The organism is Peribacillus sp. YIM B13472 (assembly GCF_042788005.1).
Taxonomy (GTDB): domain Bacteria; phylum Bacillota; class Bacilli; order Bacillales; family DSM-1321; genus Peribacillus; species Peribacillus simplex_E.
The window spans coordinates 103677-129225 of the sequence record NZ_JBHZPG010000007.1 but is presented as its reverse complement, the minus strand read 5'-3'; the positions used below and the strand labels follow the sequence as shown (position 1 = coordinate 129225).

The following is a 25549-nucleotide window of genomic DNA, read 5'->3' as shown; positions in this document are numbered from 1 at the left end:
ATAAGCCCTTATTTTTTAATATCCGAAATGTCTAGGCGGACAGCATGGGTTTTGCGGCGGCCTTCCACAAATCAAGTGTTGATTATAGCACTCATTCACCACGGATTGAGTATGCGGGAAATAATGTTTAAACGTGTTCACATGTTTATTGACATTTGTAGTATGTGATGGATGAACGACAGGAATCACTGTGTTCGATACATTCGTATTGACAAATTGCTGTGTCGGAGAGACTTGCGCTGGGGCAACTTGAGATGGAGATGTTTGTGTTGGACCATATTGCGCTGGAGACACAGCCGATGGACCATATTGCGCTGGAGACACAGCCGATGGACTATAGGCTCCCATTACGTTAGAGTTTTTACCGGTTGACGCTCCCATTACGTTATTGGGGTGTTTACTGGTTGATGCGCCCATTACGTTATTGGGGTGTTTACCGGTTGATGCGCCCATTACTCCAGGTGCGTTCCCGTAAGCTCCCATTACATGGGGTTTATTTCCTCCACAATTACGAAAATACATTTATAATACGTCCCCTTTCATCATGATAAGTTTAGTCTTACCATTACAGACTATGAAAAAAAGGGGATACGTGTACTGATGAAATGACCTAATTATACAGAATAAGTATAAAACGATGTATGGCTGTCGATAAGTACACTATTATATTAATGCTATCCCATCAAATATACTGAGGGTAATTTTCTACAAAAAGGAATAGAGACTGTCTTTTAATGAAGTAAATATAACAATCGTTAAACAAAGGACAACAAAAAATAGAAATAAAGTCGTTTTATACATTTCTTCGCTCCGCTTTCACCTTGAATTTATGATGTAAAGGAATGAAATGAACGCTTCGGAATTTCACCCTCAACTCTTTCCATTTTACACATAATAGTTGAAGGCTACAATAATTGTATACATATTTTTTATTTTCAGCCTTTTGCACTAAAAGACCATTTCAATTCCCATATTTTATATAGTAATATCCATAGATTGCTCTTTCTTTTCGAGCCGATGGATCCTCTTTTCCAATTCCAACTTTTTTTTCCCTGGCAGGTTCCCTTCGCTCACCATCTCTTGAAGTGCGATTATTGAACATTTTAGAGCAAGACCGACGTCCTTAAATTGATGTTCATATAATTTTGCACATTCAATCTGTGCCTGTATCCTTATTTGCACATTTCCTTTTAAGGCGGCTTCCTTCCAAATTTCCAAAGCTTCATTGAATAGTTTTTGCTTCTTTTTCTGGAAGGCTAAGGCATGGCCAGCTATTATCCGATCTTCCTCATTTCCTGCTTCCAATATTTTTTGATATGTCTCAACTGACTCCTCTTTTTTCCCCAAATAAGCGAGCCATCGTGCAATTTCCATGGACTCTTCCGTATATCCATCGATTTGGAGGATTTTTCGGGACAAATGAATATACAATGTGATCAGTGATAAGATATCCAATTCATTATGCTTCATGATCCCAAACAGAATTTCCGGATTCTTCCGCTCAACAAAATCAAAATAAATCATCGGCGCCAAATATCCAGGAATATCATCCTCCCTATATACACCTAAAATATCTGTTTCGACTGCTGATAATTTCACTCGTTCCAATTTGTTTCTCCAAAGGCGTCTTGAAGCATGATATAAATCGAAATGTCCGAATTCCGGTAGTTTTGGTACATGCTCTTTTATCAAGGTATGTCTGGTTTTTAGTTGGGGCCAATCAAAGGATTTACCATTATATGTGACAAGCGTTTCATAATTGATGTTTTCCAGAAAGCTTTGATACAGCGGGATTTCACTTCCAGGCTGCGGAAGGATATGTTGCTTCACAACTACTTCTTCACCTTCTAAATAAGCATAGCCAAGTAAAAAAATGGTATTGCCGGCTCCGCCTCCAAGCCCAGTTGTTTCCGTATCGAAGAAAAACAGATCTTCACTTTTAACGCCCCTAGCGGATAGTGGATGCTCCAATGAAGTTTGATTCCACTCTTTTACAACCTTTTTCAGCTCGGAAAATGCATATAACCCGTGTTTGTGATTTATAGAGTAGCGGACTTCCCTAATGAAACAATAGTCACCATCGAAATGAAAGGAAACGGTATCGTTCTCCAGCCACTTTTCATAGTAAGGAATTTCTTCATTCACTGTCCGGTCATCGTCTTCTACGGGTGAAGGATGTTTCACGGCCTCTAGGTTCATATGCGTTTTCATACGGTTCAATTTATTTTTTAAAGACATAAAATTACACCTCTTTTCACTGCGATCTATTCATGTTTTTGCTTACAAAATTGACCCAATAATCGTTTGGCATCACTCTTGGCTGTTTTCGTTGCGGATTCCGTCCCGATACAGGAAGGACAGCCGCTTTCACAAGCGCAATTTTCGATCATTGATATTGTTTCAAGCAGAATGACTTCAGAGTTTTCATATACTTTATCACTTAACCCTATGCCTCCCGGATAACTATCATAGATAAAAATGGTCGGTTTTTCATTATGTGCTGCCTTAACCTGCGGATAAACATGAATATCATTCGGATCGCACATAACATGTAGCGGAATCATGTAATTAAGAGCATGGGAGGCACCTATCATTCCTTGTTCTATACGATTTTCGTCCCACTTAAATATATCGGGATCCATGGAAAGCATGGCTGAGCTCGTGTGCAGTTCCATCTCCGGGAGACTGATTGGTCCTGAACCAATATTCTCATGAGTTTCGAATTTGATTTTTTTGAAGATTGTAGGCATCGCCCGGATTGCGACATCACCAAAAGCAGCTGCTGTGGAAGCGAAAGTTCGCTGTTTATCGACTTCCAATACAGACAACTGAACAGCAAGGTTAGCATCCGTATAATAGTCCACATTGACTTCACGTACATAAGCTTTCTTTTCATCCCAATCAAGTTCTTCCACCTGAAATTGAATTCCCTGGTGCAAATAAATGGCTTCATCGTGGAGGAGGGTCATTGCACTGAACGTATCCATTTCCCCTATGACCCGATTAACCGGTGCATTCGTTTGGTCGATGATCACGACATTTTCCTGTGCCGCTGAACGCAGGCTGATATTGCTTGCTGGAAAAGCATCATTCATCCAATGCCATTTGTCCCCATTTAAGTGTAAGACCCTTTCTTCCGTAAGGAATTCAAGAACGTCCATAATCTCTGTTTTCCCAAAGGTATCGCCTTTTTTAAATGGAAGCTCATATGCTGCACATTTTACATGATCAACCAAGATTAAAAGATTATCCGGATTGATTCTTGCAGTTTCTGGATTCCTGGTAAAGAAATATTCGGGATGCTGTACGATATATTGATCAAGGGCACTAGAACTGCCGACCATGACGATCAAAGCTTCACCATGCCTTCTACCTGCTCGTCCCGCCTGTTGCCAGGCACTGGATATGGATCCAGGGTAACCAGTCATTATGCAAACCTGAAGCTGGCCGATATCGACGCCTAACTCAAGTGCATTTGTGGAAACCACTCCATAAATGGAACCATCCCTGAGCCCTTGTTCAATTTCTCTGCGCTGTGTTGGCAGATATCCACCGCGATAGCCCCTGATTGACTTTGGCCCCAATTGCTTTGACACATGTTCCTGTAAATATGTCAATAGAATTTCCACACGAACCCTGCTTCGCGCAAAAACGATCGTTTGAATTTTATTTTTCAAAAATTCATTTGCCAGTTTCCTGACCTCCAAAACCGCACTCCTTCGTATGTTCAGCGGTTTATTTACTATTGGGGGATTGTAAAACACAAAATGCTTTTTCCCACTTGGGGCTCCGTTATTATCGATTAGGACCATTTGTTTTTCCGTGAGCTCTTCTGCCAACTCTTTTGGGTTATTGATCGTAGCGGAAGTACAGATGAATACAGGGTCGCTTCCATAAAACTTGCAGATCCTTTTTAACCTTCTTATGACGTTGGCTGTATGACTTCCGAAAACGCCGCGGTAAATATGAAGTTCATCGATTACCACATACTTCAAGTTTTCAAACAAAGAGACCCATTTCGTATGATGGGGCAGGATTCCGGAATGGAGCATATCAGGATTGGTGATCACGATATGCCCTGCCTGGCGGATTTTTTGCCTGATATTTGAAGGTGTGTCCCCATCGTATGTATAACTATTTATCTCTGCATCCATTTCATGAATCATTTCATTCAATTCACTCTTTTGATCATAACTCAGCGCTTTTGTCGGAAAAATATAAAGCGCCCTAGTTTTTTCATCTTCCAATATTTTTTGAAGGACCGGCAAATTATAGCATAATGTTTTTCCAGAAGCTGTAGGTGTGACCGCTACAAGGCTATTGCCACTGACAGCAGTATCAAATGCAGTTGCCTGATGGGTATACAATCCATTTATCCCCCGCAATTCAAGAGCATGCTTGATTTTATCATTCATTGCATCGGGAAAAGGTACATGTTTTGCCTCTTTTGCTTCAATTACTTGCCAATGTACTATATTATCTTTAAAATCCTCATTTGTTTTTAAATCATTGATGACTTCTTGTAAATTTTTTCGCAGTTTCATATGACCACCTCATACTCCTATTCTACCGAATGAACGTTCTATGCAAAAGGGAAACTATTTCCTTTTCAAAAAAAAAAGCTGGAAACGTCATCATCTCGTTTCCAGCTCGGTCTTTTTTCATTTAATTCTTCTCGACAAAGCGAATGATTTCTTCGATTAGTCTGCTTGGAGCTTCCAACATTCCCATATGGCCGCTGCCCTTAAGTATAACTTCATTGATATGGCTCCCTTTCACAGAAAAGGTTTTATCAATGGGAATCACCTTATCCTGTTCACCTGCAACCAATAGGACAGGCAACTTCGTATCTTTGAGTACATGATTTCTGTCTATTCTGTTCCTCATGGCATGTAAAGTCCCTATTGCACCAATTTCACTTGTTTTATATCCGATTTCCTTTATATGGTCAATATTGGGATCATCGGAATTAGCGAAAAGCTTTGGTATAAGTCCGTCAATGAAAGCGGGGATTCCCTCACTTTCGATTTTCTCGACAGATTTTAAGCGCCCCGCCTTTCCAGTCTCATCGTCCGGGAAAGCGGTGGAATGTACCAATGAAAAACCAGACAATTTCCCAGGAAACCTTTCTGCGAATGCCAAGGTGATATATCCCCCAAGCGAATGACCAAACATATATACCTGTCCGATTTCCAGTTCTTCCATAAATGACGCAATATCATCAGCCATATCTTCAATCGAGAAAGAACCCTCTATTTCCTCACTTGCACCATGCCCCCGTAAATCAACGGCAATAATCCGGTATTCCCCCTTTAATTCAGCAATGATGTCACTCCAATATTCATGGCTTCCGCAAAATCCATGGATAAACAACAATGTTTCATTACCTTTCCCGGTATCTATGTAGGAAAGCTTGCTATTTGTCATATTAATCCCTCATTTCCTTTACTAATCATTCAGTAACGTTATTCCCTATAGACCTGTATCTGAAACCCAACAGTGCATTCACATTTCTTCATTCCTCACATAGCCTATAGGCAAAGGAATTTTTTAGAAAGGAGCACCGTGATGACCTCTTCTGAAAAAAATAATAATCGGAATCGAATAGAACCCTTTACCCATTTCATAAACAAAATGGATCGGCTGTTTTCCGAGAGGCCGCCTAAAGGCATGTTGCAATCTCTTGACGATTTCTTCGGTTCGGCGAAAGAACGCAGCTTTCCGGTTGATGTTCAAGAAACGCATTCAGAATATACCCTTACTGCCACCTTGCCCGGAATTGCACGCAGCCAAATATCAATTGATGTACTGTCCCATGCCGTAACCATATCTGCAAAGCATGTAGATAGAAAGCATAGAAATCAAGGATTGTTCCAAAAGGAAGTTTCAGCCGGTACTTTATCAAGAACCATTTCCTTTCCAAAGCCGATTGATGAAGCAAAAGTGACCGCGCGACATCGTGATGGCATCCTCACGCTTAACCTACCCAAAATCAGAGGGAATCGGATTGAAATTCATTAGGCATGAATAAAAGCAGACTTAAAAAAGTGGCTGGTCACTTATAAGTCTGCTTTTCCTTTATTCTCCATCTAAACTTTGAAGAAGCCCCCTACTCCTTTGACCATTGAAGATACTTGAGAAACAGTATTCATCATTTGTCCGGCTGTATTCATCATCTTCGTTATATCCATGGAGCCATCTTGTGTTTTGAATTGATTCATGACCGATTTGAAACCCGATGGCTGGGGTTTTTGCATGAACTGCTGCTTAGGATATGGATTATGGGCCTGCTGCGGACTTTGCGGAGGTCTTTTAGCTGGCTGTAACGGATTGGCGAACGGACTAAAAGCTTGTGGCTGCTGATTGGACTGGATCGGGTGCATTTGTGCCATTGGCTGCATTACACTGTTGCCCGGATAAGCCCCCACAGGCATCGCCTGCTGCTGGATTTGTTGGAATGGATGATAGGCCGCATGCTGATAAGGATCATGATATGGCGTCATATAGCCTCCTGTATCCTGGAGATGATATGGATACATAAATGATTGTTCAAGATTATGATTATTTGGCGGAGGATACGGCATTGGCTGTTGGTATCCTCCCCAATATTCCGGCATTGGTTGAGGAAACTGTCCTTGATTTGGGGAGATTTGGTTAAAACCGGATCTCATCATGTCAATGAGCCCTCCTCTTTTTTCATTACATGGTTCTGATAATATATGAAAAAAGAGGTAATAAAGTGTAGGTGTTTTTATGATAAAATCCGATCGATTTCCGTTTTCACATTATTAAGGATGAATTCGACCGATTGGACGTGGCTTTTAAATCGCTTATAACTTGTTTTAGGAAAAAATGCCTGAACGGCCACATCAGAAAGGTTATGGGCGGTTTGTTCGATTTGCTCGGGGAAAAGATGCCTGAATTCGGTTTCTTTCATCCACTCCTTCATTCCGGTTTCCCATTCGATGCATGCGGTCCTGACAAGGTCTGCAAACGGCTTGACTTCCGAAAAGAAATCCTTTTCCTTACCTTCCTTGCGTACACCCTCATAAATCTCATCCGCTTTGTCCGTATATTGTATTAATTGTTCTGTCAATAGCTGCATTTTTTCTTTTTGCACATTAAATTCCTCCGTACAATTGTTTCCCTTAGTATAATCCAGTTCTTTATAAAATGATATTCCTCCGGCTTATACGGGCAATTCCGTGAAAACCTTGTGCTTTATCATTCTTTTTTCCGGGACAATGGAAAAGGAGTGGTTTGGACCTTCAGCATTTACCCAATAATCCTCGGCTTTCTCAATGGCCTCCTGGGCATCATTAACTAATGTATATTGCTCCGCCCATAGTTTGCACCGCACTGTATTTACAGTTTCCCCATATGAAATTTCCAAACGATCCAGGCTGGTACTGATCTCAGCTATCATCCTTAATATCTCTTCTGTTGCGACACTTTTATTGACCATGCTGATCCCTCCCATTCTTTACCTGTACTATTCTTTTTTTTATCTGAAAGCCCTTCATGACTGACAAAACTAGAAGGGAATCGGCAAAGAAAGTGCAATTCACTTAATTTATTATGCACTTCGACAACAATGGCAGAATGAAGAATGAAGTTTTAAACAAGAATACAGACAGGAGGTGATTTTATGCAGTCGAATGAAAGCAGACAGCAAAAAAACGAAAAACGACAAAAGCCGCCCACTAAAAAGGCAGGAACGGGAAACCCGAAACTTAGTGGAGAAAACCGCCCCTCTACGTAAGACATAAATACTGAACGATAAACAGGGAAGGCTTGATCGACGCCTTCCCTGTTTCCTTTTATAAAATCAAATTTTTGATTATTGCTGCCGTGTGCAGCTGCTTTTGTTTATGATCATACCAATCGGTCAAATGAGGGTCTTCTTCCCATTTGGGTTCAATGAACCATTTTTTTTTAACCCTTTTTTTCATATCCCATTGCTCTGTCTCCCCTTCTCGATGATGAATCACTGGATATACTCCCCTCAGCATCGGGGTTTCATGGTACCTAGGCTTTTTTCGATATTGTTCATAATCATATCTGGCACCCGTTGGTTCAGTCCTGCAGGAAAATTCATAAAATAGCGGAAACAAATCTTCAGAAAATAAAAGGCCAGCCAACCTTTTCCCCAATTCAATCCTTTTATCTATATTTCTAAATTGCGAAACCGACGAGCCATACAGTTCTCCATTGCAAGTAGGAAATAAAACGGTGCTAAAATGCATCCAGTCCTGCAGGAAAAATAATAGAGAATGAAAAACGAAAGATTGCTTTTTAATAACCGGTTCTTCAATGATGTTTTGTTCATTTATGATAAGAGCAGTGACTAATTTTTCACGATCTCCATGTTTCCAAAAGGAATACCATTCGTTCTTCATGAATTTGGTAATAAAAAAATAATGACATAAGTGAAACAAAGGACGTCCATACTTCGTCGAATAATGATAGAGAAGTAATTGCGGATACGCATCTTGGAATATTCTCCAGTTGGCTTCTTCATACGTTAGGAATAAGTGATGCCTATATTTAAAGCCAAGCAAATGGGAAAACCAAATTCCTTCAAGATCACACATATTCCAGCCTGCATTCCTAGAAACCATCCCAGCTAAAAAAGACCATTGTATTTCTGGATGCATTCTGAAAAATTGTTCATATGCTTTTGTTCTTGATATATTATCCCTGTTCCCTTTAGCGGTTTGGGCTTTTATGGAATGGAGCAATTGCTTTTCCGTCTTTAACATTCGCATCTATGAGTCCAGCCTTTCTATAGCGATGAATTGTGACATATAGTTGTACATAAATCCTATCGTTCTAAGAAACAATTCTTTTTATTCACATTTTGGATTCTTTTTTTGCTAATATAGATAAGTGAAAAAAAGGAGGGGTAAAAGTGGCATTTCATTATCCCAACGGACGAAAGTTTGTACCGCAGGCTATGAAAGAAAAGAAAAGCCCACTAAAAAAAATCAGTTACAGCAACCGGGGAAAAACATTGGAAGACGATTTGAACGAAACCAATCAGTATTATTTAGCACACGGCATTGCCGTCATCCATAAAAAACCGACACCCATTCAAATTGTCGATGTCCACTATCCGAAAAGAAGTGCTGCAGTCATTAAAGAAGCTTATTTCAAACAAGCATCGACCACCGATTACAATGGTGTTTATAAAGGAAAGTACATTGATTTTGAGGCAAAGGAAACGAAAAACAGCAGTTCGTTCCCTTTGAAGAATTTTCATGACCATCAAATTGAACATATGAAACATATCGTTCAGCATGACGGAATTGCGTTTGTCATCATCCGTTTTTCCGCAATGGAAGATATATATCTAATGAGTTCGGAACAACTGAGTTTTTATTGGAAGAGAATGAAAGAAGGCGGACGCAAATCTATAACTCTTCAAGAGGTTGAAAGCAGTTCACGAAAGATTACTCTTGGCTTTCAACCGAGAATTGACTATATTAAAGTAGTAGATTCGCTCATCGCAGAAAATTTTTAGTTTTTTTAGAAAGGCAGGTTAGCTGTAATGGCTGAAAAATATAATACTAGAGAAGAACGCCGAAAGCAGGGGCAGACTCAAAAAAAGGGACAGAATAAAGGTCCTAAAAAGCCAACCAATATGCTTAAGCGAATTTTCCTTATACTTGTTACAATCGGAATAATAGGCCTTGTTGCCGGAGGAGCTGCAATGGCTTACTTTATAAGCGACGCTCCAAAACTTGACGAAAAGCTTTTGAAAGATCCGGTCACATCCAAGATTCTCGATGAAAATGGTAAATTGCTAGCTGAAATCGGAAAGGAAAACCGGGATTATGTAAATTATGAAGACATACCCGATCTTGTCGAAGAAGCTTTCCTGGCAACGGAAGATTCACGCTTTTATGAACACCACGGGGTCGATTTATTACGTCTGGGCAGTGCCGTCATAGCAAACTTCAAAAACGGATTCGGCTCAGAGGGTGCAAGTACATTGACCCAGCAGGTTATCAAGCGTTCTTATTTAACACCTGATAAGACCATTAAAAGGAAAGTCCAGGAAATGTGGCTATCCATTCAGCTTGAAAGAAAATATACCAAAGAAGAAATTTTCGAAATGTATGTGAATAAGATTTTCTTTGCAAACCGCGCCAACGGGATTTTAACTGCATCGGAAACTTATTATGGAAAAGATCTTAGCGAATTGAAATTGAACGAAGTGGCCATGCTTGTAGGATTACCGCAAAGCCCAAGCAGGTATGACCCGTATAAATACCCTGAACGTGCGAAAGAACGCCGTGATATTGTCCTGCACTTAATGAATAAACATGGATATATCACCGAAACGGAAATGAAAAATGCACAAAGCATCGATATAACACAAGGGCTTCAAGAAATCGATAAGAGCCAAATCGATACGACCGCATACGATGCATTCATCGATTTGGTAATTGAGGAAGTCGGGGATATGGGTGACTATAACGTCTTTACAGATGGTTTGGAAATCCAAACGACCATTGATAAAGATGCCCAAGAATATGTCTATAACATGTTGAACAGTGATGAAATCATCAATTATCCAAGTAAAGATCTCCAAGCAGGAGTCACATTACTCGATACAGAAACTGGTGAAATTAAAGCAGTGGGCGGCGGCAGGAACACGACGGTTAAACGCGGCTGGAATTATGCAACGGATGCCAAGCGGTCACCTGGTTCGACCATTAAGCCGATTCTGGATTATGGTCCTGCCGTTGAATATTTAAATTGGTCCACCTACCATCAAATCAAGGATGAGGAATATACTTACAGCAATGGAACACCGCTTAAAAATGCTTCCGGACGACATTATGGTACTGTAACCACTCGTGAAGCACTGGCACGGTCATTAAATATTCCTGCCTTAAAAACGCTTCAAGCAGTCGGATTGGACCGGGCACGTGATTTTGCCACTGACCTCGGCATTCCTTTTGACAAGGAAATTACCGAATCGGCAGCATTGGGCGGCGGTAAGGATGTTTCTACACTTGAACTTGCCGGTGCATACAGTTCATTCGGAAACAACGGTATCTATAATGAACCGCATAGTGTGAAAAAGATTGTTTTACGTGATAAAACAACCATCAAAAACAAGACGGAATCAAAGCCGGTCATGAAAGATTCAACAGCTTTCATCGTGACGGACATGTTGAAAAGCGTCATGAAAGAAGCTTATGGAACAGGAAGATTAGCCAATATACCTAGTCTCCCGGTAGCCGGTAAAACAGGTTCAACCAATTTCACGCCTGAACAGCGTGCAGCGAACAACATCCCATCTTCCGGTGTAAAAGATAGCTGGATGGCGGGTTATACAACCAATTATACAGTCGCGGTTTGGGCTGGTTATGATAATGCATCTGGTGAGCAAATGGAATATCTGGGTGAATCATCTCAAAGGATCCCTAAATTCATCTTTAAGAATTTAATGGAACATATGGCTCAATCAAAAGAAACGAAAGACTTTGATCAACCTGACAGTGTTGTGAAGGTTGGAGTCATCAAAGGTTCGAATCCAGCTGTTAAAGCTAATGAATATACACCAAGCAGTAAAATCACATATGAATATTATGTTAAAGGTCACGAGCCAACACAAGTGACGACAGAATATGAAAAAATCGACTCACCTGGCATTAACGCTTCTTACAATCAGGAAAGCAATGAAATCAATCTATCATGGTCATATCCTAAAGGTAATGGGAATACCCAATTCGAGGTTAAGATGTCCGTGGACGGCGGAGCACAGAGCGTATTAAAAAAATCGAAGGATACTAGTTTAACGATCCCTAATCCAACCCCTGGAAGTAAATATACTTTCTCAGTGGTAGCTCTAGTTGATAACCAACAAAGTGATCCTGCGAGTACATCTGTCAAAATACCTGCTGAAGCGGAAGTCCCTGAGGTTACTGAGGACGAGAAGATTGAAGATCCGGCCGAAGGTGAAAATCCGGAACAAGAAACTCCTGCTGAAGGCGAAGAGGATAAACAAGACGAAGACAAAAATAACAATGGCGACAATGGTGAAAACGGCAATAACGCCGATAACGGAAATAATGGAAATGGCAACAATGATAATAATGGTAATGGAAATGGCAACAACACTGATGACGGAAATGGCAATAAGGGTGATGAGGATGTCGAAGGCGGGGATAATGTCCCTGACCCTGGAACGGTAGAAGAGGAAAAACCAGGCGAGACCCCTGAACCTGACCCTAACCCTAACCCGGACCCAGATCCAAACAAAGAGACGGAATAAATATTATAATGATTGACTAAAAAACGTCTAAGCTTTTAGCTTAGACGTTTTTTTGGCTGTTCTTATTTTTGATCATGAACTTCACATATTGTTTTTCAAATTCTCGGAACAACTCACTAAGCTGTCTATAAGAATGAAAAAAAGCGGGTCTAGCAAGGATGAATGAAAGCCTTTCATCCATATTTACCGGAATATTGTTAAAGAATTCTATTTGGACCCGGAAATCATTCAATACCACTGGCTTCCCATGCAACCAGTAGACTGCGGTTAAAAACAAACCGATTCCCTTCTTCATGAGTCCCAAAGTCTGTCCCACTTTACGCTCAGAAAATAGCAAACTGCATTCTGAATCAATTCCCTTCCATATTTCCAGAAGTTCCTTTACATGCATTGCCCCCTTAGTCCAAGGAGTATACGCCTCTACATTATTATAATAAAGTAACTCATACGGGAAAGCCTCGAATGGGATCGTTTCACTCCAACCTGCATATCGCTCTTTTTGCAAGAAGGTTTCCTTTTCAGGAAAAAACAAAGAATGGTCCAATTCTTTAGGAACTTTTAATGATATGGACTGCGTCAATTGGCTTCTTTCCTTTTCATTCTTTTTTTACCTTCACGGCATAATTCGAGAAGCGGGCAGGTTTCACATCTTGGTGACTGGGCCTTGCAATGATAGCGTCCAAAGAATATCAGGCGGTGATGCGTAACGGACCATTCATCCTTTGGTATCTTAGCCATCAACGTTTTCTCAACATCGAGGACACTATCCTTCCAACGGCATAATCCCAGACGCTTGGAAACACGCTCTACATGGGTATCCACAGCAATCGCTGGCACATCAAAAGCAACCGAAACGACTACATTCGCCGTCTTTCTGCCAACGCCAGGCAATTTAACTAGCTCATCACGATCTCTGGGGACTTCCTTACCGTATTCTTCGATTAGCATGTGCGACAACTTTTGTATGTTCTTCGCCTTGTTACGAAACAAACCGATTGAGCGAATGTCATTTTCCAACTCTTCTATCGGAACGCTTATGTAATCCTCAGGCGTTTTATATTTCTGAAATAAATCCTTCGTGACTTTATTGACTAATACATCCGTACACTGAGCTGACAGGGCAACAGCAACCACCAATTCAAATGGATTGGAGTGATTCAGCTCACAATGGGCATCCGGAAACATTTCACCCATCGTATCCAGACAATATCGAATTTGAGCTTTATTCAACATATTGGTTCTCCTTCAATTTACATTACTGCTCGAGCCAGTTATAGAAAGGCACATCTTTCAACGGTTGTGCAGTCTCCGTCTTTCGGTCCCTCTTTTGGTGAACTCTAAATTTTTGTCCTTGCTCCCTTGCCTGTTCCAAGGTTTTAATTCCATTCTTTTTCCACTCGAATAAAATTCGGTCAATGTATCGGAAATTCAATTTTCCGGAAATGACAGACTCCCTCAGAGCTGACTTAATGATCTCAGGTTGATGGTCGTCTTCCATCCACATTGCCAATGTCTCACATTCAAATGGAGATAAAGGGCGGCCGAACTCCTGTTCAAATATCGTATAAAGGCTCTCCCCCGCTTTTTGGATTTCAGCAGACTCTGACTGTTTCAAAGTTTTCAAGAAACAGTCCATCATTTTTTCATAAAGTGGGGACAACGAATATTTTTCCTGTCCGATTTCTTGGCTCTCCTCAACCACCATTTCAACAAATCCCCTTTGGACCAAACGCTGGATCAAGAATAGACATTCCGTTTCCTGCAATGTCATTCGGTCAGAAAGTTGGGATGGTGCAGGGAAATGGTTACCTCTATCGATGAAGCTTTGCAATTGTAATAAGAGGACCATTTCTTGTTCATTCAGTCCCATTGCACTATAGTTAGTCAACAAAAAGGATGGAATCGTTATCGTTCCTTCCTTAAACCACGCATATAAATGTTCTTTATTCATGTTTTTGGACACCTCTGGTTAAGTATAACATGAATAAGGCTCTCCGAATAAGTTTATAATTTTAACAAAAAACGGTTATCTGCCAAATATGGCAAGATAACCGCTTATCACGGAATCAAGGATATAATCGATTTAATAGACGTGGGAACGGGATGGTTTCACGGACATGCTCGACTCCACTGATCCATGCAACGGTGCGTTCTAATCCCAAACCGAAGCCTGAATGCGGTACAGAGCCGTATTTTCTTAATTCCATATACCATTTGTAAGCATCTTCGCTCAAGCCATGCTCATTGATTCTCTGTTCAAGCAATTCCTGATCATGAATCCTCTCTGAACCGCCAATTATTTCTCCATAACCTTCCGGAGCGATCAAATCGGCACAAAGAACCACTTCTTCCCTGTCAGGATCTGGCTGCATATAAAAAGGCTTGATTTTGGTTGGGTAATGAGTTATGAAAACAGGCTTATCATAACTTTCCGCTATCGCAGTTTCATGCGGGGCTCCAAAATCATCACCCCATTGGATATCATCAAATCCTTGTTCATGAAGGAACTTAATGGCTTCATCATATGTAATTCGCGGGAAAGGAGCTTGAATTTGTTCAAGCTTCGCTGTATCACGGCCCAGTGTATTTAACTCAAGCTGACAGTTTTTCAATACGGATTGGATGATGGAAGAAACGAATTGCTCCTGGACCTCCAGGTTTTCTTTAAATTCGATAAAAGCCATTTCCGGTTCAATCATCCAGAACTCGATTAAATGTCGTCTTGTTTTGGATTTTTCTGCCCTGAAGGTGGGACCAAAGGAAAATACCTTCCCAAGTGCCATGGCAGCCGCTTCCATATAGAGCTGACCACTTTGTGAAAGGTATGCATCCTCATCAAAGTATTTAGTCGCGAACAACTCACTCGTTCCTTCTGGTGCGCTTCCAGTTAAAATTGGGGGATCCACTTTAACGAAACCTTCTTCATTAAAGAATTCATATGTAGCACGGATTATTTCATTCCGGATTTTCATGACTGCATGCTGCCGTTTGGAACGCAGCCACAAATGGCGGTTATCCATTAAGAATTCGGGACCATGAGCTTTAGGTGTAATGGGATAATCCAATGATTCATGAATGATTTCAATATCTTTCACCTGTAACTCAAAACCGAACGGCGATCGTTCACCCTTTTGAATGACACCTGTTACATACAAGGATGACTCTTGCGAAATCGATTTCGCACGAGCAAAAATTTCTTCACCCACTTCAGCTTTCACGACCACACCTTGAATGAAACCAGAGCCATCACGGATTTGAAGGAAAGCAATTTTCCCACTGGAACGTTTGCTGGCAAGCCAGCCTCCAATGGTAACTTCTTGATCGACGAATTTGCTAGCATCTTTTATTGTAATTTTCACGGAATTTACCTCCAAAAATAGCTTAACTTACTAATGAATTTACTCTACTTATTATACCCATAGCCCTGCTTACAAGCAAATAAATCAATTGAAGCGGAAGTTCCCTGCCTTTTATATCACTCTTATTATGTTTTTGTCGCGTATTCGCAAGAATTGCATGGTAGATTACTTTTCACTAATGCCCATGCTCTTATTACAGTAAAATCATCTCGGTATATGTATCGATTGACATTTCTATTTTTAAACAAAGGATTGAATCCAATCAACCAATGGTAATCATTTTCGCACAACAAGTGATGAATTGGAACGGGCTCACGATATTTTTCAAGAAGTTTTCGCATTATCTTCAAATCCCTTATAAAAATCGCTATACGGTCCCAATGATCCTGTAAAAGCAGCTTTGTAATCAAGGGGTACGGCCCATGAAACCATAGCTCAATTTTGACCATTGTGCGATCGCATCCCTTGCTTCAAGCAGCTCTGTTGCGTTCTTTGAAGCCTTGAAGAACTTATGGGTAGTATGACCTTCATCTGTCTTGACCGTTAAAACCCGTGCAGTAACCGGATCATGGAGAGCATCATATAGTTGGGCAATTGACCTGGCAGAATTGCGATATGATTGGTGTGTCGTCACATCATCTACTTTATCTCCGTTCAAGAATACCGTTCTTCCATCTCGTAAACTCTCTAAATACTCTTTACCATTCATCATCGGAACATCAGCCATTCATAATCTTTCAATTTGAATTCCTAGCTTCATACTAACTAAATGTTCAAGGCATTAATCTGTTGAAACCCATCTTTTTTCTAACATTTTTTGTCTAATTATACTGAATAATCTAAATATGTTGAACTTAAACAAAAAATCATATACGATATCATATATGATTAATAATAAAAACAAGGGGTGAGTGTCCATGGCAAAAGCAAGGGTGAAACTACAAAAGTCAGATTATTCAGAAGAAATGGAAATACTGTCGAACGGCTATATATTAATGAACGGTGATAAATATGAGGTATCACAAATCAAGTTGGATAACCCTATTTCAGGAACAGTATATGGAACATTATTAAACTATAAAGGATCATTGGAAGCATTGAAGGAAAAGGTCGACCATCCTCCTTATAATGAACCTCCTAAAGGGCCGATCCTTTATATTAAACCTAGAAACACGTTTTCGTCTTTTTCAAATCCAGTTCCCCTTCCAAACGGCATACCTGAATTGGAAATCGGGGCCGCACTTGGAGTAGTAATCAGTAAAACGGCCACAAAAGTCAAGAAAGAACATGCATTGGATTATATAGAAGGTTTTACGATCGCCAATGATATTAGCATTCCGCATGAGAGCGTTTTCCGTCCTGCTATCCGCCATAAAGCCCGTGATGGATTTTGCCCGATCGGTCCATGGGTCGTATCCAAGGAATCCATCTCCAACCCCGATTCTTTAGGAATTCGTGTATATATAAATGGAGAGTTAAGACAGGAAAATTCAACTTCAAATCTAATTCGCTCCATATCCCGCCTTATTGAGGATGTAACTGACTTCATGACTTTGAGTACGGGTGACGTCCTCCTAGTAGGTGTTCCAGAGAAAGCACCGCTGGCAAAAGCCAATGAGCATGTCAGAATAGAAATAGACGAAATCGGATATTTGGAAAATACTATCATTCCCGAGGAAAAACTATCACTGGAGGGGATTTTATGAAGAGAGCACGTGTAGCCTATGCAGGTGCCGTACATCCAGCAAGTGAATATTATGGCCAGCTCCAATTGGCGGATGGCAGGATTGTCAATGAGCAGGATGTTGTCTGGCTTCCCCCGGTGGAACCACGAACTGTCTTCGCGCTTGGCTTGAATTATGCAGACCATGCGAAGGAGCTTGCTTTTAAAGCACCGGAAGAACCCCTTGCGTTCTTAAAAGGTCCCAATACCTTTATCGGTCACCGGGGACAGACAAGACGGCCTGCTGATGCAGCTTATATGCATTATGAATGTGAACTTGCAGTCGTCATAGGTAAAAAGGCGAAGAACATAAAAAAGGAAGAAGCCTTTAAGTATGTAAGTGGATATACGATTGCAAATGATTATGCAATACGGGATTATCTGGAGAATTACTACCGACCTAACCTAAAGGTCAAAAATCGCGATACCTGCACCCCCATTGGGCCATGGCTTGTCGATGCCGAGGATATTCCAGATCCTTCGAATCTTGCCATCAAAACTTACGTCAACGGAAAATTGACTCAGCAAGGCAACACGAAAGACATGATTTTCGGTATTGCTGAGTTAATTGAATATTTTAGCAGCTTCATGACATTGAGCCCAGGGGATATCATATTGACAGGCACACCTGAAGGATTGGCGGATACTGCTGTAGGCGATGAAATCATCACTGAAATTGAAGGGATCGGGAAACTCGTTAACACAATAGTCGGTGACGATATATTTACTGAAGGCGGGGATCGGCCGCATCTAAAAATCCACAATTAACGGAAGGGACTAATCACATGCCTCATATCATTATTGAATATACGGATAATATCAAAGATGAAATCCAGATTGACGGCTTATTAAGGAAGGTGAATGATGTACTGATATCCTATCCTTCCATCTTTCCAATTGGCGGCATTCGATCCCGGGCCATTGAATTGAAGCATTATCGTGTTGCCGATGGTACAGAGGATGATGCCTTTGTTCATGCCATACTAAAAATTGGCGCTGGACGCAAAGACAGTGATAAAACCAAAGTATGTGACCAACTTTTCGAAACGATGGAATCCCATTTGGAACCCCTCTTTTCAAAAAGATATCTTGCCCTTTCCATGGAACTTATTGAATTCAGTGATTTTGGCACATATAAAAAGAATAATATCCATGATCGATATAATTAATGAACAAGATTTCATATTTAAAGGCCTTCCTCATCATCGGGAAGGCCTTTAAATTAAAATGTTTTGCCAATGCTACCGGGCTCAGTTGATTTCTGCAAGGTTTTCAGTACGGTTCAAGAACTCCTTGACACGGTCCACATATTCCTGTTTATCATAGCCGTTATATAAAGCGCTCGCCATACGGACCGGATCCCCAAAAAAGAATCTTTCGTATAGCGTTTGCCTGGATCCAAATGAACTCATGCATACATCCCATGCGAGACGATACAATTTAACCCTGTCATAGGCTCCGCCATTCGCGGCTTGAAGATAATTATCCAAATCCGGTCGAAGCTCCGAATTGAAATCGGCTTCATTTGGTATCGCCATTAAGCCACTAGCTCCAAGAAGCTGCATTATTTCACTGAATCTAGGGTAAATCTTCGGATAATAATTACGGGCTATATTTAACGGTGTAAAATCGGGTGTCATCATTCCCCACTTATCCACTTTCGCGTTTGCCTCCGAAGCTGTAATGAAAGCCTTTACCGTTTCAAGCGCTATGATGACTTCCGAAATTTTTTCCTGAACATGCTGGTATTGCCCGATATTGATGGTTTCCGCCATTAGTTGCAAAATCCCCAGAATGAACTCGGTTTTGGCGATATTCTTCGCTACCACCTGATGGGTCATATGAACAACTGCATTGCTTTCATTATAAGCCTGGTTGCAAATGCCGACATCCCCATATGCAAATACCCGATTCCAAGGAACGACTACATCATCAAATACGATAATCGTATCCATTTCCTCAAATCTTGAACCAAGAGGATGGTCAAAATGTGATTTGCCATAGTCGAATGATTCACGACAGATGAATTTCAACCCTGGTGTATTATTGGGTATGGAGAATGCGAATGCATAAGGGTTTTCTTCTTCCGATTGTTTAAGCAATGTTGAAGGGAAAACCATGATTTCATCCGTTATTCCTCCTTGTGTAGCTAATAATCTGGCTCCCTTTATAATAAGCCCTTCTGAATTCTTGCCAGCAATCCTTGCAGCGATGTAAGGGTCCGGAAGCTTTGCGGCACTAACTCCCCTATTAACCTGGGGTTGAATCAGGGTATGTGTCAACGACAAATCCTTTTCCCTGCAGAGCTCATAATAATCTTTCATATTTTTAGCAAATGCCGAATCCTGAGTGCCGAACATATCAGCTGCAGTACCGTACGCCATCATCCCACTGTTGATATAGTCAGGGGAACGTCCCATCATTCCATTATTATGCCTTGCCCATTCTTGAATCATTTTCCTCCTTATTTCAAGATCTTCCTTAGTCCGCGGCTGCATGAATGAGGTCCCTACTCTTTCGTTTGAAGTTGGTGATATATAAGTCATGATGTCAGTTTTCGCGGAATCATGCTGCAAATCATATAATTCGGCCTGTGATTTCATGACCCCTTTAAAAGCTGGGTGTTGACTGATCTTATCTTTTACTTGTTCTCCGTTGATCCATACATTCGCCTTTGCTTTGTCTACCCTATCGATATATTCTTTACCTGTTTTAGCTGGCATGCTTACATCCCCCTTTAGCACCAATATAAATGAAGCGCTTACAAATAAATAAATTCCGAAAATTGAATTAATTCCTATAACAAAATATACCATATGTTATGATATATATATAATACTTAAAAAATTCAATATGTATATGTAAATCATATGTATGAGGTGTATATAATGGACATCCGGCAGTTAAAGTATTTTGTGACGATCGTTCAGGAAGAACAAATAACCAAAGCCGCAAAAAAATTACATATGGCTCAACCCCCTCTTAGCCAGCAACTTAAATTAATGGAAATGGAAATCGGTGAAAAACTTTTCGATCGGAATGGAAAGAAACTTGAACTCACTGAAACTGGCAAGGTCCTATATAAAAAAGCCGAAGCTCTATTAAACCAGTTTGAAGAATCACTACTGGAAGTGAAGGAAGTCAGTAAAGGGGTACAGGGCACTCTTTCCATAGGGTCAGTAAAAACTTGCTTTTCCTACATTCCGCAAAGGATGAGGGCCTTTAGAGTAAAATACCCTGACATACGCTTTAAGTTAATGGAAGGTGATACGTTCCGTTTGACAGAAGGCTTAATAAACAGGGAAATCGAGTTGGCCATTGTACGGCTTCCTATTAACGGTAAGCAATTCTCATCGATTAACCTTCCGCCGGAAGATTTTGTGTTTGTCACCCCACAAGGTTGGGATATCCCAGACTCCATCGAATTTAAGCAAATTAAGGATTATCCCCTCTTATTGCTGCATAGGGTAAGCGGACAGGGTACTTATGAACTTATAGTGGATGAGTGCTTCAGACATGGATTTGAACCTACGATTGTATGTGAATGTCCTGATGCTGCAATGATTTTATCTTTGGTGAAGGAAGGAATAGGCGCTACCATCATGCCACGAACCACATCCAAATCGTTTTCAACCCAGGGTATTAAAATAGTCGAATTGATAGATTGTGAAGTACAATCGGAAGCCGCCCTTATTTGGCTCGAAGAACGCTATCTTTCCAAAGGCGCCGTCAAATTTCTAGAAACATTTTCTGAATGAATGGCCAGTTATCCTTGAATATTAGTGCATCTGTACCTCTTTCAAATAATCTTTAGTATTTATTTGAATTTCTTTATCCAATGATCCAATGAAAAGAAAAAAGCAACCTATCATTAGATGGCTGCTTTTTCAAATCCATTCGTAAGTGCGATGACCTGCGCTTTATTTTAGGCATTCAATGTCGCAAAACACCCTTAACATCATGACCGGTATTGGACTTTACGAGAATTTCGTTATAATCGTCTTTTATAACCGTTTTCACCCCTGTCCTGCGGTTACCGAACAGAGCACCTAAATAGCATGCGAGGAACCCAAGCGGAATGGAAACGATTCCTGGTGAATTTAAAGGGAAAATCGGGTCACCTGTCATAATGGTGGCTCCGGGGGCCGGGTTCCAGACATTTGGACTTAGAGCCACGAGCAAAAGCGTACCAATAAGACCAGTCATCATACCGACTATCGCTCCGGTTTTATTGAATTTTTTCCAATAGATCGTAAAAAGGATCACCGGCAAATTCGAACTAGCCGCCAGTGTAAAAGCAATCGATGCCAGAAACGCTACATTGAATTCTTGCAGACCTAATGATAAAACGATCGCAAGGGCAGTCACACCGACGGAAGCCCATCTAGCCATCGTCATTTGCTGTTTTTCCGTCGCTTTTCCATCTTTTAATATTTCATTATAAAAATCATGTGAAAATGCCGTAGCACCTGTTAAAACGATTCCTGCAACAACTGCGAGTATCGTTGCAAAGGAAACGGCCGCAATAAATGCGAATAAGATGTCCCCGCCCACAAGTTGGGCCAATAAAGGTGCAGCCATGTTACCCGCTGGATTAGCGGCCATGATATTCGATGTTCCAACCAACTTCGCAGCACCGAATCCGAGAAAAATGACCATGATATGAAAAGCACCCATAATCCACATCACCCAAACAACCGACTTTCTTGCCACTCGTGCATTCGGGACAGTCAAAAAACGTATTAAAATGTGAGGTAGACCTGCCGTTCCCAGAATTAGGCCAAGTGATAAGGAAGCTGCATCCCACCCACTGGCATATTTAATACCTGCTTTCAGGTAATCTGCACCCATGGGTGTCGCCGTTTTCATATCAGTGAAAATTCCGATGAAACTAAAATTCAGCTTCCACATGACAATCATGAATAATATGAACACTCCCCCTATCAGCAGGATGGCTTTAATGATTTGCACCCAGCTCGTCGCCGTCATGCCCCCAAATAGAACAAATACCAACATGACAATACCTACGATGATGACAGAAATATTATACGGGATGTCTAAAAGCAATTTAAATAAGGCACCTGCCGCAACAAGTTGCCCCAGCATGTACATGACTGATATCACCAGGGTATTAAAGGCGGTCACTCCCCGGACCTGTTTATATTTAAACCTTGTAGTCACCATATCAGCCAATGTGTATTTCCCCAAGTTCCTTAAAGGTTCAGCCACTAGGAATAACACGACAAGAAATGAAACAAGTGCTCCATACATCAGGAAAAATCCATCATACCCCGTTAAGGAAAATGCTCCAATCAACCCTAAAAACGTGGAAGCCGACATAAAATCCCCGGCCAATGCAAGTCCATTTTGCCTAGCGGTCAACCCTCCCCCAGCCGTATAAAAAGAGCCTGCCGTTTTGGTTTTTTTGGAAGCGAAATACGTGATGAAAAGGGTACCTATCGACATTAGCGCAAAGAGAATGATAACTGTCCAATTCATGATTCAAAGCCCTTCTTTCTCGATGATTTCTTTTATTTGTTCATCGATTCTTTCTGATTTCCTTACATATATGCTGCAAACCCATACAGACATAACCGTAATGGAGACACCGTACACCCACGCCCAGGTTATGTCTCCAATGAAGGGGTGATCCAGGATATCTGTGTAAAAAACTAAGAAGGGCAAAAGCAGGGAATATCCCATAAAGAAAATTGTAAAAGGGATGACGAATTTCTTTTTATCGGAAAGCATGTTCTGAAACTCTTTGGAGGCAACAATCTTTTCATAATCCACTAGATTAGTTTGTTCCGATTCATCAAGGTTTTTTTCCAACCGAACCATCTCTACACACCTCTTCTGATATTTATTATTGCAAGGACGTTACTAGTAGTATTGAGCCTCTCCATTGTCAGCCGCTTTCTTCAATGGCACATATCCCCCTCCATCCCAAAATCCAAACAAACTCATCTGCACAAAGAGGGTCTAAAGCTCATTCCCTAAGCTTTCCGTACTCCTTTTGTCTATCCGTGACGCTTACAGGTAGGGCAGCAGTAAGTTCCCACTGCTGCCCTGTCCTTAGACCCTATCTTTTTAGAAGGCTTGCACTTTCGTAATAGACTTGGCTCGCATATCCTTCATCTGTTTCGACTTCATTATACTTTCACTTTTCCATTTGATATGAATCTTCTTTCCTTCCAAGGGAAGAGAATCATTGAAATGTAAGTGCCAACTATCATGAAATGATCCGTCCATTGTTTGATAGGCAATTCCCTCAGAAACATTTCCTTCGTTCTGGATTTCGATTAAATAAACGCCTGGCGGGGGTGTAAGGAATGCTTCCGATAATGTAACGATGGCGTGTTGATTTTCCTTGGAATTGATTGTTCCTTGACTTTCAAAGTATGTGCCAAGGAATGACGGGATATCTGCGAACCGACCTTTTGCAATCAAGTTTCTAAGCTTAGTGGAACTTACTTTTTCATGATCAATTTCAAACTTCTTCATTTCCGTCACTTCAAAAAATCGCTTACCTTCGATTTTCAGCGTTTCCATATTCGCTTCCCCTTTATGTCCATAGCGGAAATCGAATCCAGCCACGGCATGTTTGCATTTAAATCCACATAGATAATCCTCGATAAAACCAGTAGGTGAAAGATGGGCAAATGCGGAATCGAAGTTCACGACTATCAAGGTTTCTACACCTAAATCTTGCATGATTTTTGCTTTTTGCTCTAAAGGAGTAATATATGTTTGGGGTTGAGCGTTTCCTATGATTTGCTTTGGATGCGGAAAAAATGTCATGACTGACAATTTCAAATTTTGCTGTATGGCAATCCTTTTGGCTAGATTTATCAATTCTTGATGGTCCAAGATGAACTCCGTCGAAAAATCCAAGAGCCAGCACACACGGTTCTGCTACTGCTGTATATATACTGGAAAGTGGGTGCTGAACATGAATGATATCCAAATCCATCTTCCTTCCTTTGCTTCTTGAAAGGTTACATTATAAACTCAGTAAACGGACCTTGCATAAACCAGCAGTTTCCATCAACCATTCACCAGTTCTGTTCCCTTAAAGGGTGACAATTGGACTTGGAACAGGTTTATATGCACTAGTGCCCTATCCAAATGACCATGGGAGTCAATGTATGTTTTTAAGAACGTTCGATCATTCATCCTAAATCCCGCTTCTAGATGATGAATTCAGGCTTGCTTTTTGCCAGAATCGGTTCTTTAAGAGGAACTTCTTCACCTGATATTATATCAAGTACAGCAGATGCCTCATCAAACCATGAATCCGGAGCTTTGGCTCCCCAGAATGTCTGGCGTCTTGGATCATTCAAATCCCAATGAATCGGTTCGGTATCCGGGTCAGCTGTTAAGTAATCCCCATTGTATAATTCGATCCTGTGACCGTCCGGGTCTCTTAAATAAAGGAAGAATGCATTGGATAGGCCGTGCCTTCCTGGACCGCGTTCGATGGACTGGGCATATCCCAGTGATGCCAGTACATCACAGGCATGGATAAGTGCAAGGGGGTCAGGAAGAAAGAAGCCTACATGATGAAGTCTTGGACCGATTCCGTTCATGAATGCCTGGTCATGGACCGTTTGCTTTCTATGTAGCCACGTTGCCCATAATTTGCCCGATTCATCCACTGTGTCTTCCGAGCAGGCAAAACCTAATTCTTTTACATAAAAATCATAGGCTTTTTGCACATTTGGTACACAACAATTCACATGATCGATTCTTTGGACCCTTGAACCCCTATGCATATCAAATCGTTGAAGCAATCTCTCGGCTTTATCCATTTTGCTGAAAAACTCCACTGGCAATCCTGAAATATCCTGAACTCGTAGCGACTTGCCTAGAGCATGCTGTGTTCCTTCCTGCATCCACTTCATTTTCATTCCCTTGGACAGGAAGAAAGATTCCAATTCTTCAAGGTCTTCCTCTTTTTCAACCTTGTATCCTATTGTTTCAACGCTTGGCTTTTCTGCCTTTTGCAAGATAAGCGAGTGATGATGCGCTTCCTCTAAACCACGTAAATATATGTGATCATTCGTTCTTTCCGTTTCAATGAAACCTAAAGCATCCACATAAAAGGCTCTTGATTTATCTAAATCTGTTACATTAAGTATCGTTCTCGCAACACGAATAATAGAAAAATTCATAGTA

At 40.9% G+C, this 25549-nt stretch carries 25 protein-coding genes; 7 read left to right on the top strand and 18 right to left on the bottom strand.

Translation table 11 applies throughout. The features are described 5' to 3' along the window. Nucleotides 1–15 precede the first annotated feature (15 nt). The 4 genes from ACFX4I_RS08130 to ACFX4I_RS08115 all read right to left on the bottom strand — a co-directional run bounded on the left by ACFX4I_RS08130 (nucleotide 16) and on the right by ACFX4I_RS08115 (nucleotide 5427). The gene (locus tag ACFX4I_RS08130; protein WP_283931888.1) at nucleotides 16–522 is read right to left on the bottom strand and encodes a CotD family spore coat protein; all 507 of its coding nucleotides are present in this window, start codon (nucleotides 520–522) and stop codon (nucleotides 16–18) included. A gap of 453 nt (nucleotides 523–975) precedes the next feature. Continuing rightward, complete coding sequence (locus ACFX4I_RS08125; RefSeq protein ID WP_377419948.1) at nucleotides 976–2238, bottom strand: ribonuclease H-like domain-containing protein; 1263 nt, start codon at nucleotides 2236–2238, stop codon at nucleotides 976–978. Between the two features lie 26 nt (nucleotides 2239–2264). Then, nucleotides 2265–4544: a DEAD/DEAH box helicase gene (locus ACFX4I_RS08120; protein WP_377419946.1), complete on the bottom strand. Its 2280-nt coding sequence runs from the start codon at nucleotides 4542–4544 to the stop codon at nucleotides 2265–2267. Between the two features lie 121 nt (nucleotides 4545–4665). Continuing rightward, nucleotides 4666–5427, bottom strand: a complete 762-nt coding sequence (locus tag ACFX4I_RS08115) for an alpha/beta fold hydrolase (RefSeq protein WP_377419944.1) — start codon at nucleotides 5425–5427, stop codon at nucleotides 4666–4668. A 141-nt stretch (nucleotides 5428–5568) separates the two neighbouring features. Between ACFX4I_RS08115 and ACFX4I_RS08110 the strand changes: the two genes are divergently transcribed. After that, nucleotides 5569–6021: an Hsp20/alpha crystallin family protein gene (locus tag ACFX4I_RS08110; protein ID WP_230300603.1), complete on the top strand. Its 453-nt coding sequence runs from the start codon at nucleotides 5569–5571 to the stop codon at nucleotides 6019–6021. Between the two features lie 68 nt (nucleotides 6022–6089). Here ACFX4I_RS08110 and ACFX4I_RS08105 read toward each other — a convergent pair whose 3' ends face one another. From ACFX4I_RS08105 to ACFX4I_RS08090, 4 genes are all read right to left on the bottom strand, one after another. Then, the gene (locus ACFX4I_RS08105; protein ID WP_230300602.1) at nucleotides 6090–6674 is read right to left on the bottom strand and encodes a YppG family protein; all 585 of its coding nucleotides are present in this window, start codon (nucleotides 6672–6674) and stop codon (nucleotides 6090–6092) included. 77 nt (nucleotides 6675–6751) lie between these two features. Continuing rightward, a complete protein-coding gene (locus ACFX4I_RS08100) occupies nucleotides 6752–7120 on the bottom strand; it encodes a YppE family protein (protein ID WP_230300601.1) in 369 nt (122 codons plus the stop codon). 69 nt (nucleotides 7121–7189) lie between these two features. Next, nucleotides 7190–7465, bottom strand: a complete 276-nt coding sequence (locus ACFX4I_RS08095) for a hypothetical protein (protein ID WP_230300600.1) — start codon at nucleotides 7463–7465, stop codon at nucleotides 7190–7192. Between the two features lie 355 nt (nucleotides 7466–7820). Continuing rightward, nucleotides 7821–8768: a DUF2515 family protein gene (locus ACFX4I_RS08090; RefSeq protein WP_230300599.1), complete on the bottom strand. Its 948-nt coding sequence runs from the start codon at nucleotides 8766–8768 to the stop codon at nucleotides 7821–7823. 143 nt (nucleotides 8769–8911) lie between these two features. Here ACFX4I_RS08090 and recU point away from each other — a divergent pair, with 143 nt between their 5' ends. Further along, nucleotides 8912–9523, top strand: a complete 612-nt coding sequence (gene recU / locus ACFX4I_RS08085) for a Holliday junction resolvase RecU (RefSeq protein ID WP_230300598.1) — start codon at nucleotides 8912–8914, stop codon at nucleotides 9521–9523. Between the two features lie 27 nt (nucleotides 9524–9550). After that, nucleotides 9551–12289, top strand: a complete 2739-nt coding sequence (locus ACFX4I_RS08080; protein WP_377419942.1) for a PBP1A family penicillin-binding protein — start codon at nucleotides 9551–9553, stop codon at nucleotides 12287–12289. Nucleotides 12290–12329: 40 nt separating this feature from the next. Here ACFX4I_RS08080 and ACFX4I_RS08075 read toward each other — a convergent pair whose 3' ends face one another. The 5 genes from ACFX4I_RS08075 to ACFX4I_RS08055 all read right to left on the bottom strand — a co-directional run bounded on the left by ACFX4I_RS08075 (nucleotide 12330) and on the right by ACFX4I_RS08055 (nucleotide 16375). Continuing rightward, complete coding sequence (locus tag ACFX4I_RS08075; RefSeq protein WP_377419940.1) at nucleotides 12330–12869, bottom strand: YpoC family protein; 540 nt, start codon at nucleotides 12867–12869, stop codon at nucleotides 12330–12332. After that, nucleotides 12866–13522, bottom strand: coding sequence for an endonuclease III (gene nth / locus ACFX4I_RS08070; protein WP_076365732.1), 657 nt, complete (start codon nucleotides 13520–13522; stop codon nucleotides 12866–12868). Before nth ends, ACFX4I_RS08075 begins: the two co-directional genes overlap by 4 nt. Before the next feature lie 22 nt (nucleotides 13523–13544). Next, nucleotides 13545–14240 carry a DnaD domain-containing protein gene (locus ACFX4I_RS08065; protein WP_377419938.1) on the bottom strand — a complete coding sequence of 232 codons (696 nt, stop codon included), beginning with the start codon at nucleotides 14238–14240 and terminating at the stop codon, nucleotides 13545–13547. 115 nt (nucleotides 14241–14355) lie between these two features. Further along, the gene (gene asnS / locus ACFX4I_RS08060; RefSeq protein ID WP_377419936.1) at nucleotides 14356–15648 is read right to left on the bottom strand and encodes an asparagine--tRNA ligase; all 1293 of its coding nucleotides are present in this window, start codon (nucleotides 15646–15648) and stop codon (nucleotides 14356–14358) included. Between the two features lie 406 nt (nucleotides 15649–16054). Further along, nucleotides 16055–16375, bottom strand: a complete 321-nt coding sequence (locus ACFX4I_RS08055) for a 4-hydroxyphenylacetate 3-hydroxylase N-terminal domain-containing protein (RefSeq protein WP_377419934.1) — start codon at nucleotides 16373–16375, stop codon at nucleotides 16055–16057. 190 nt (nucleotides 16376–16565) lie between these two features. Between ACFX4I_RS08055 and ACFX4I_RS08050 the strand changes: the two genes are divergently transcribed. The 3 genes from ACFX4I_RS08050 to ACFX4I_RS08040 are packed head-to-tail and all read left to right on the top strand — an operon-like array spanning nucleotide 16566 to nucleotide 18540. After that, nucleotides 16566–17354 (top strand): fumarylacetoacetate hydrolase family protein, encoded by a 789-nt coding sequence (locus tag ACFX4I_RS08050; protein WP_377419932.1) that lies wholly within the window; start codon nucleotides 16566–16568, stop codon nucleotides 17352–17354. Then, nucleotides 17351–18139 carry a fumarylacetoacetate hydrolase family protein gene (locus ACFX4I_RS08045; protein ID WP_230300590.1) on the top strand — a complete coding sequence of 263 codons (789 nt, stop codon included), beginning with the start codon at nucleotides 17351–17353 and terminating at the stop codon, nucleotides 18137–18139. Before ACFX4I_RS08050 ends, ACFX4I_RS08045 begins: the two co-directional genes overlap by 4 nt. 17 nt (nucleotides 18140–18156) lie before the next feature. Further along, nucleotides 18157–18540 (top strand): 5-carboxymethyl-2-hydroxymuconate Delta-isomerase, encoded by a 384-nt coding sequence (locus ACFX4I_RS08040; protein ID WP_377419930.1) that lies wholly within the window; start codon nucleotides 18157–18159, stop codon nucleotides 18538–18540. A gap of 81 nt (nucleotides 18541–18621) precedes the next feature. Here the strand turns inward: ACFX4I_RS08040 and hpaB are convergent, their stop codons facing one another. Then, on the bottom strand, nucleotides 18622–20094 hold the full coding sequence (hpaB, locus tag ACFX4I_RS08035; RefSeq protein WP_377419928.1) for a 4-hydroxyphenylacetate 3-monooxygenase, oxygenase component: 1473 nt from the start codon (nucleotides 20092–20094) through the stop codon (nucleotides 18622–18624). A gap of 165 nt (nucleotides 20095–20259) precedes the next feature. Between hpaB and ACFX4I_RS08030 the strand changes: the two genes are divergently transcribed. Beyond that, entirely contained in the window at nucleotides 20260–21129 is an 870-nt protein-coding gene (locus tag ACFX4I_RS08030) for a LysR family transcriptional regulator (RefSeq protein ID WP_230300587.1), read from the top strand. Between the two features lie 175 nt (nucleotides 21130–21304). Here the strand turns inward: ACFX4I_RS08030 and ACFX4I_RS08025 are convergent, their stop codons facing one another. From ACFX4I_RS08025 to hpaD, 4 genes are all read right to left on the bottom strand, one after another. Next, the gene (locus ACFX4I_RS08025) at nucleotides 21305–22870 is read right to left on the bottom strand and encodes a solute symporter family protein (RefSeq protein WP_230302947.1); all 1566 of its coding nucleotides are present in this window, start codon (nucleotides 22868–22870) and stop codon (nucleotides 21305–21307) included. 3 nt (nucleotides 22871–22873) lie between these two features. Next, nucleotides 22874–23212 carry a DUF485 domain-containing protein gene (locus ACFX4I_RS08020; RefSeq protein WP_052137282.1) on the bottom strand — a complete coding sequence of 113 codons (339 nt, stop codon included), beginning with the start codon at nucleotides 23210–23212 and terminating at the stop codon, nucleotides 22874–22876. Nucleotides 23213–23461: 249 nt separating this feature from the next. Next, nucleotides 23462–24241: a hypothetical protein gene (locus ACFX4I_RS08015; RefSeq protein ID WP_377419926.1), complete on the bottom strand. Its 780-nt coding sequence runs from the start codon at nucleotides 24239–24241 to the stop codon at nucleotides 23462–23464. Between the two features lie 320 nt (nucleotides 24242–24561). After that, entirely contained in the window at nucleotides 24562–25545 is a 984-nt protein-coding gene (hpaD, locus tag ACFX4I_RS08010; protein WP_230302949.1) for a 3,4-dihydroxyphenylacetate 2,3-dioxygenase, read from the bottom strand. Nucleotides 25546–25549: the final 4 nt, after the last annotated feature.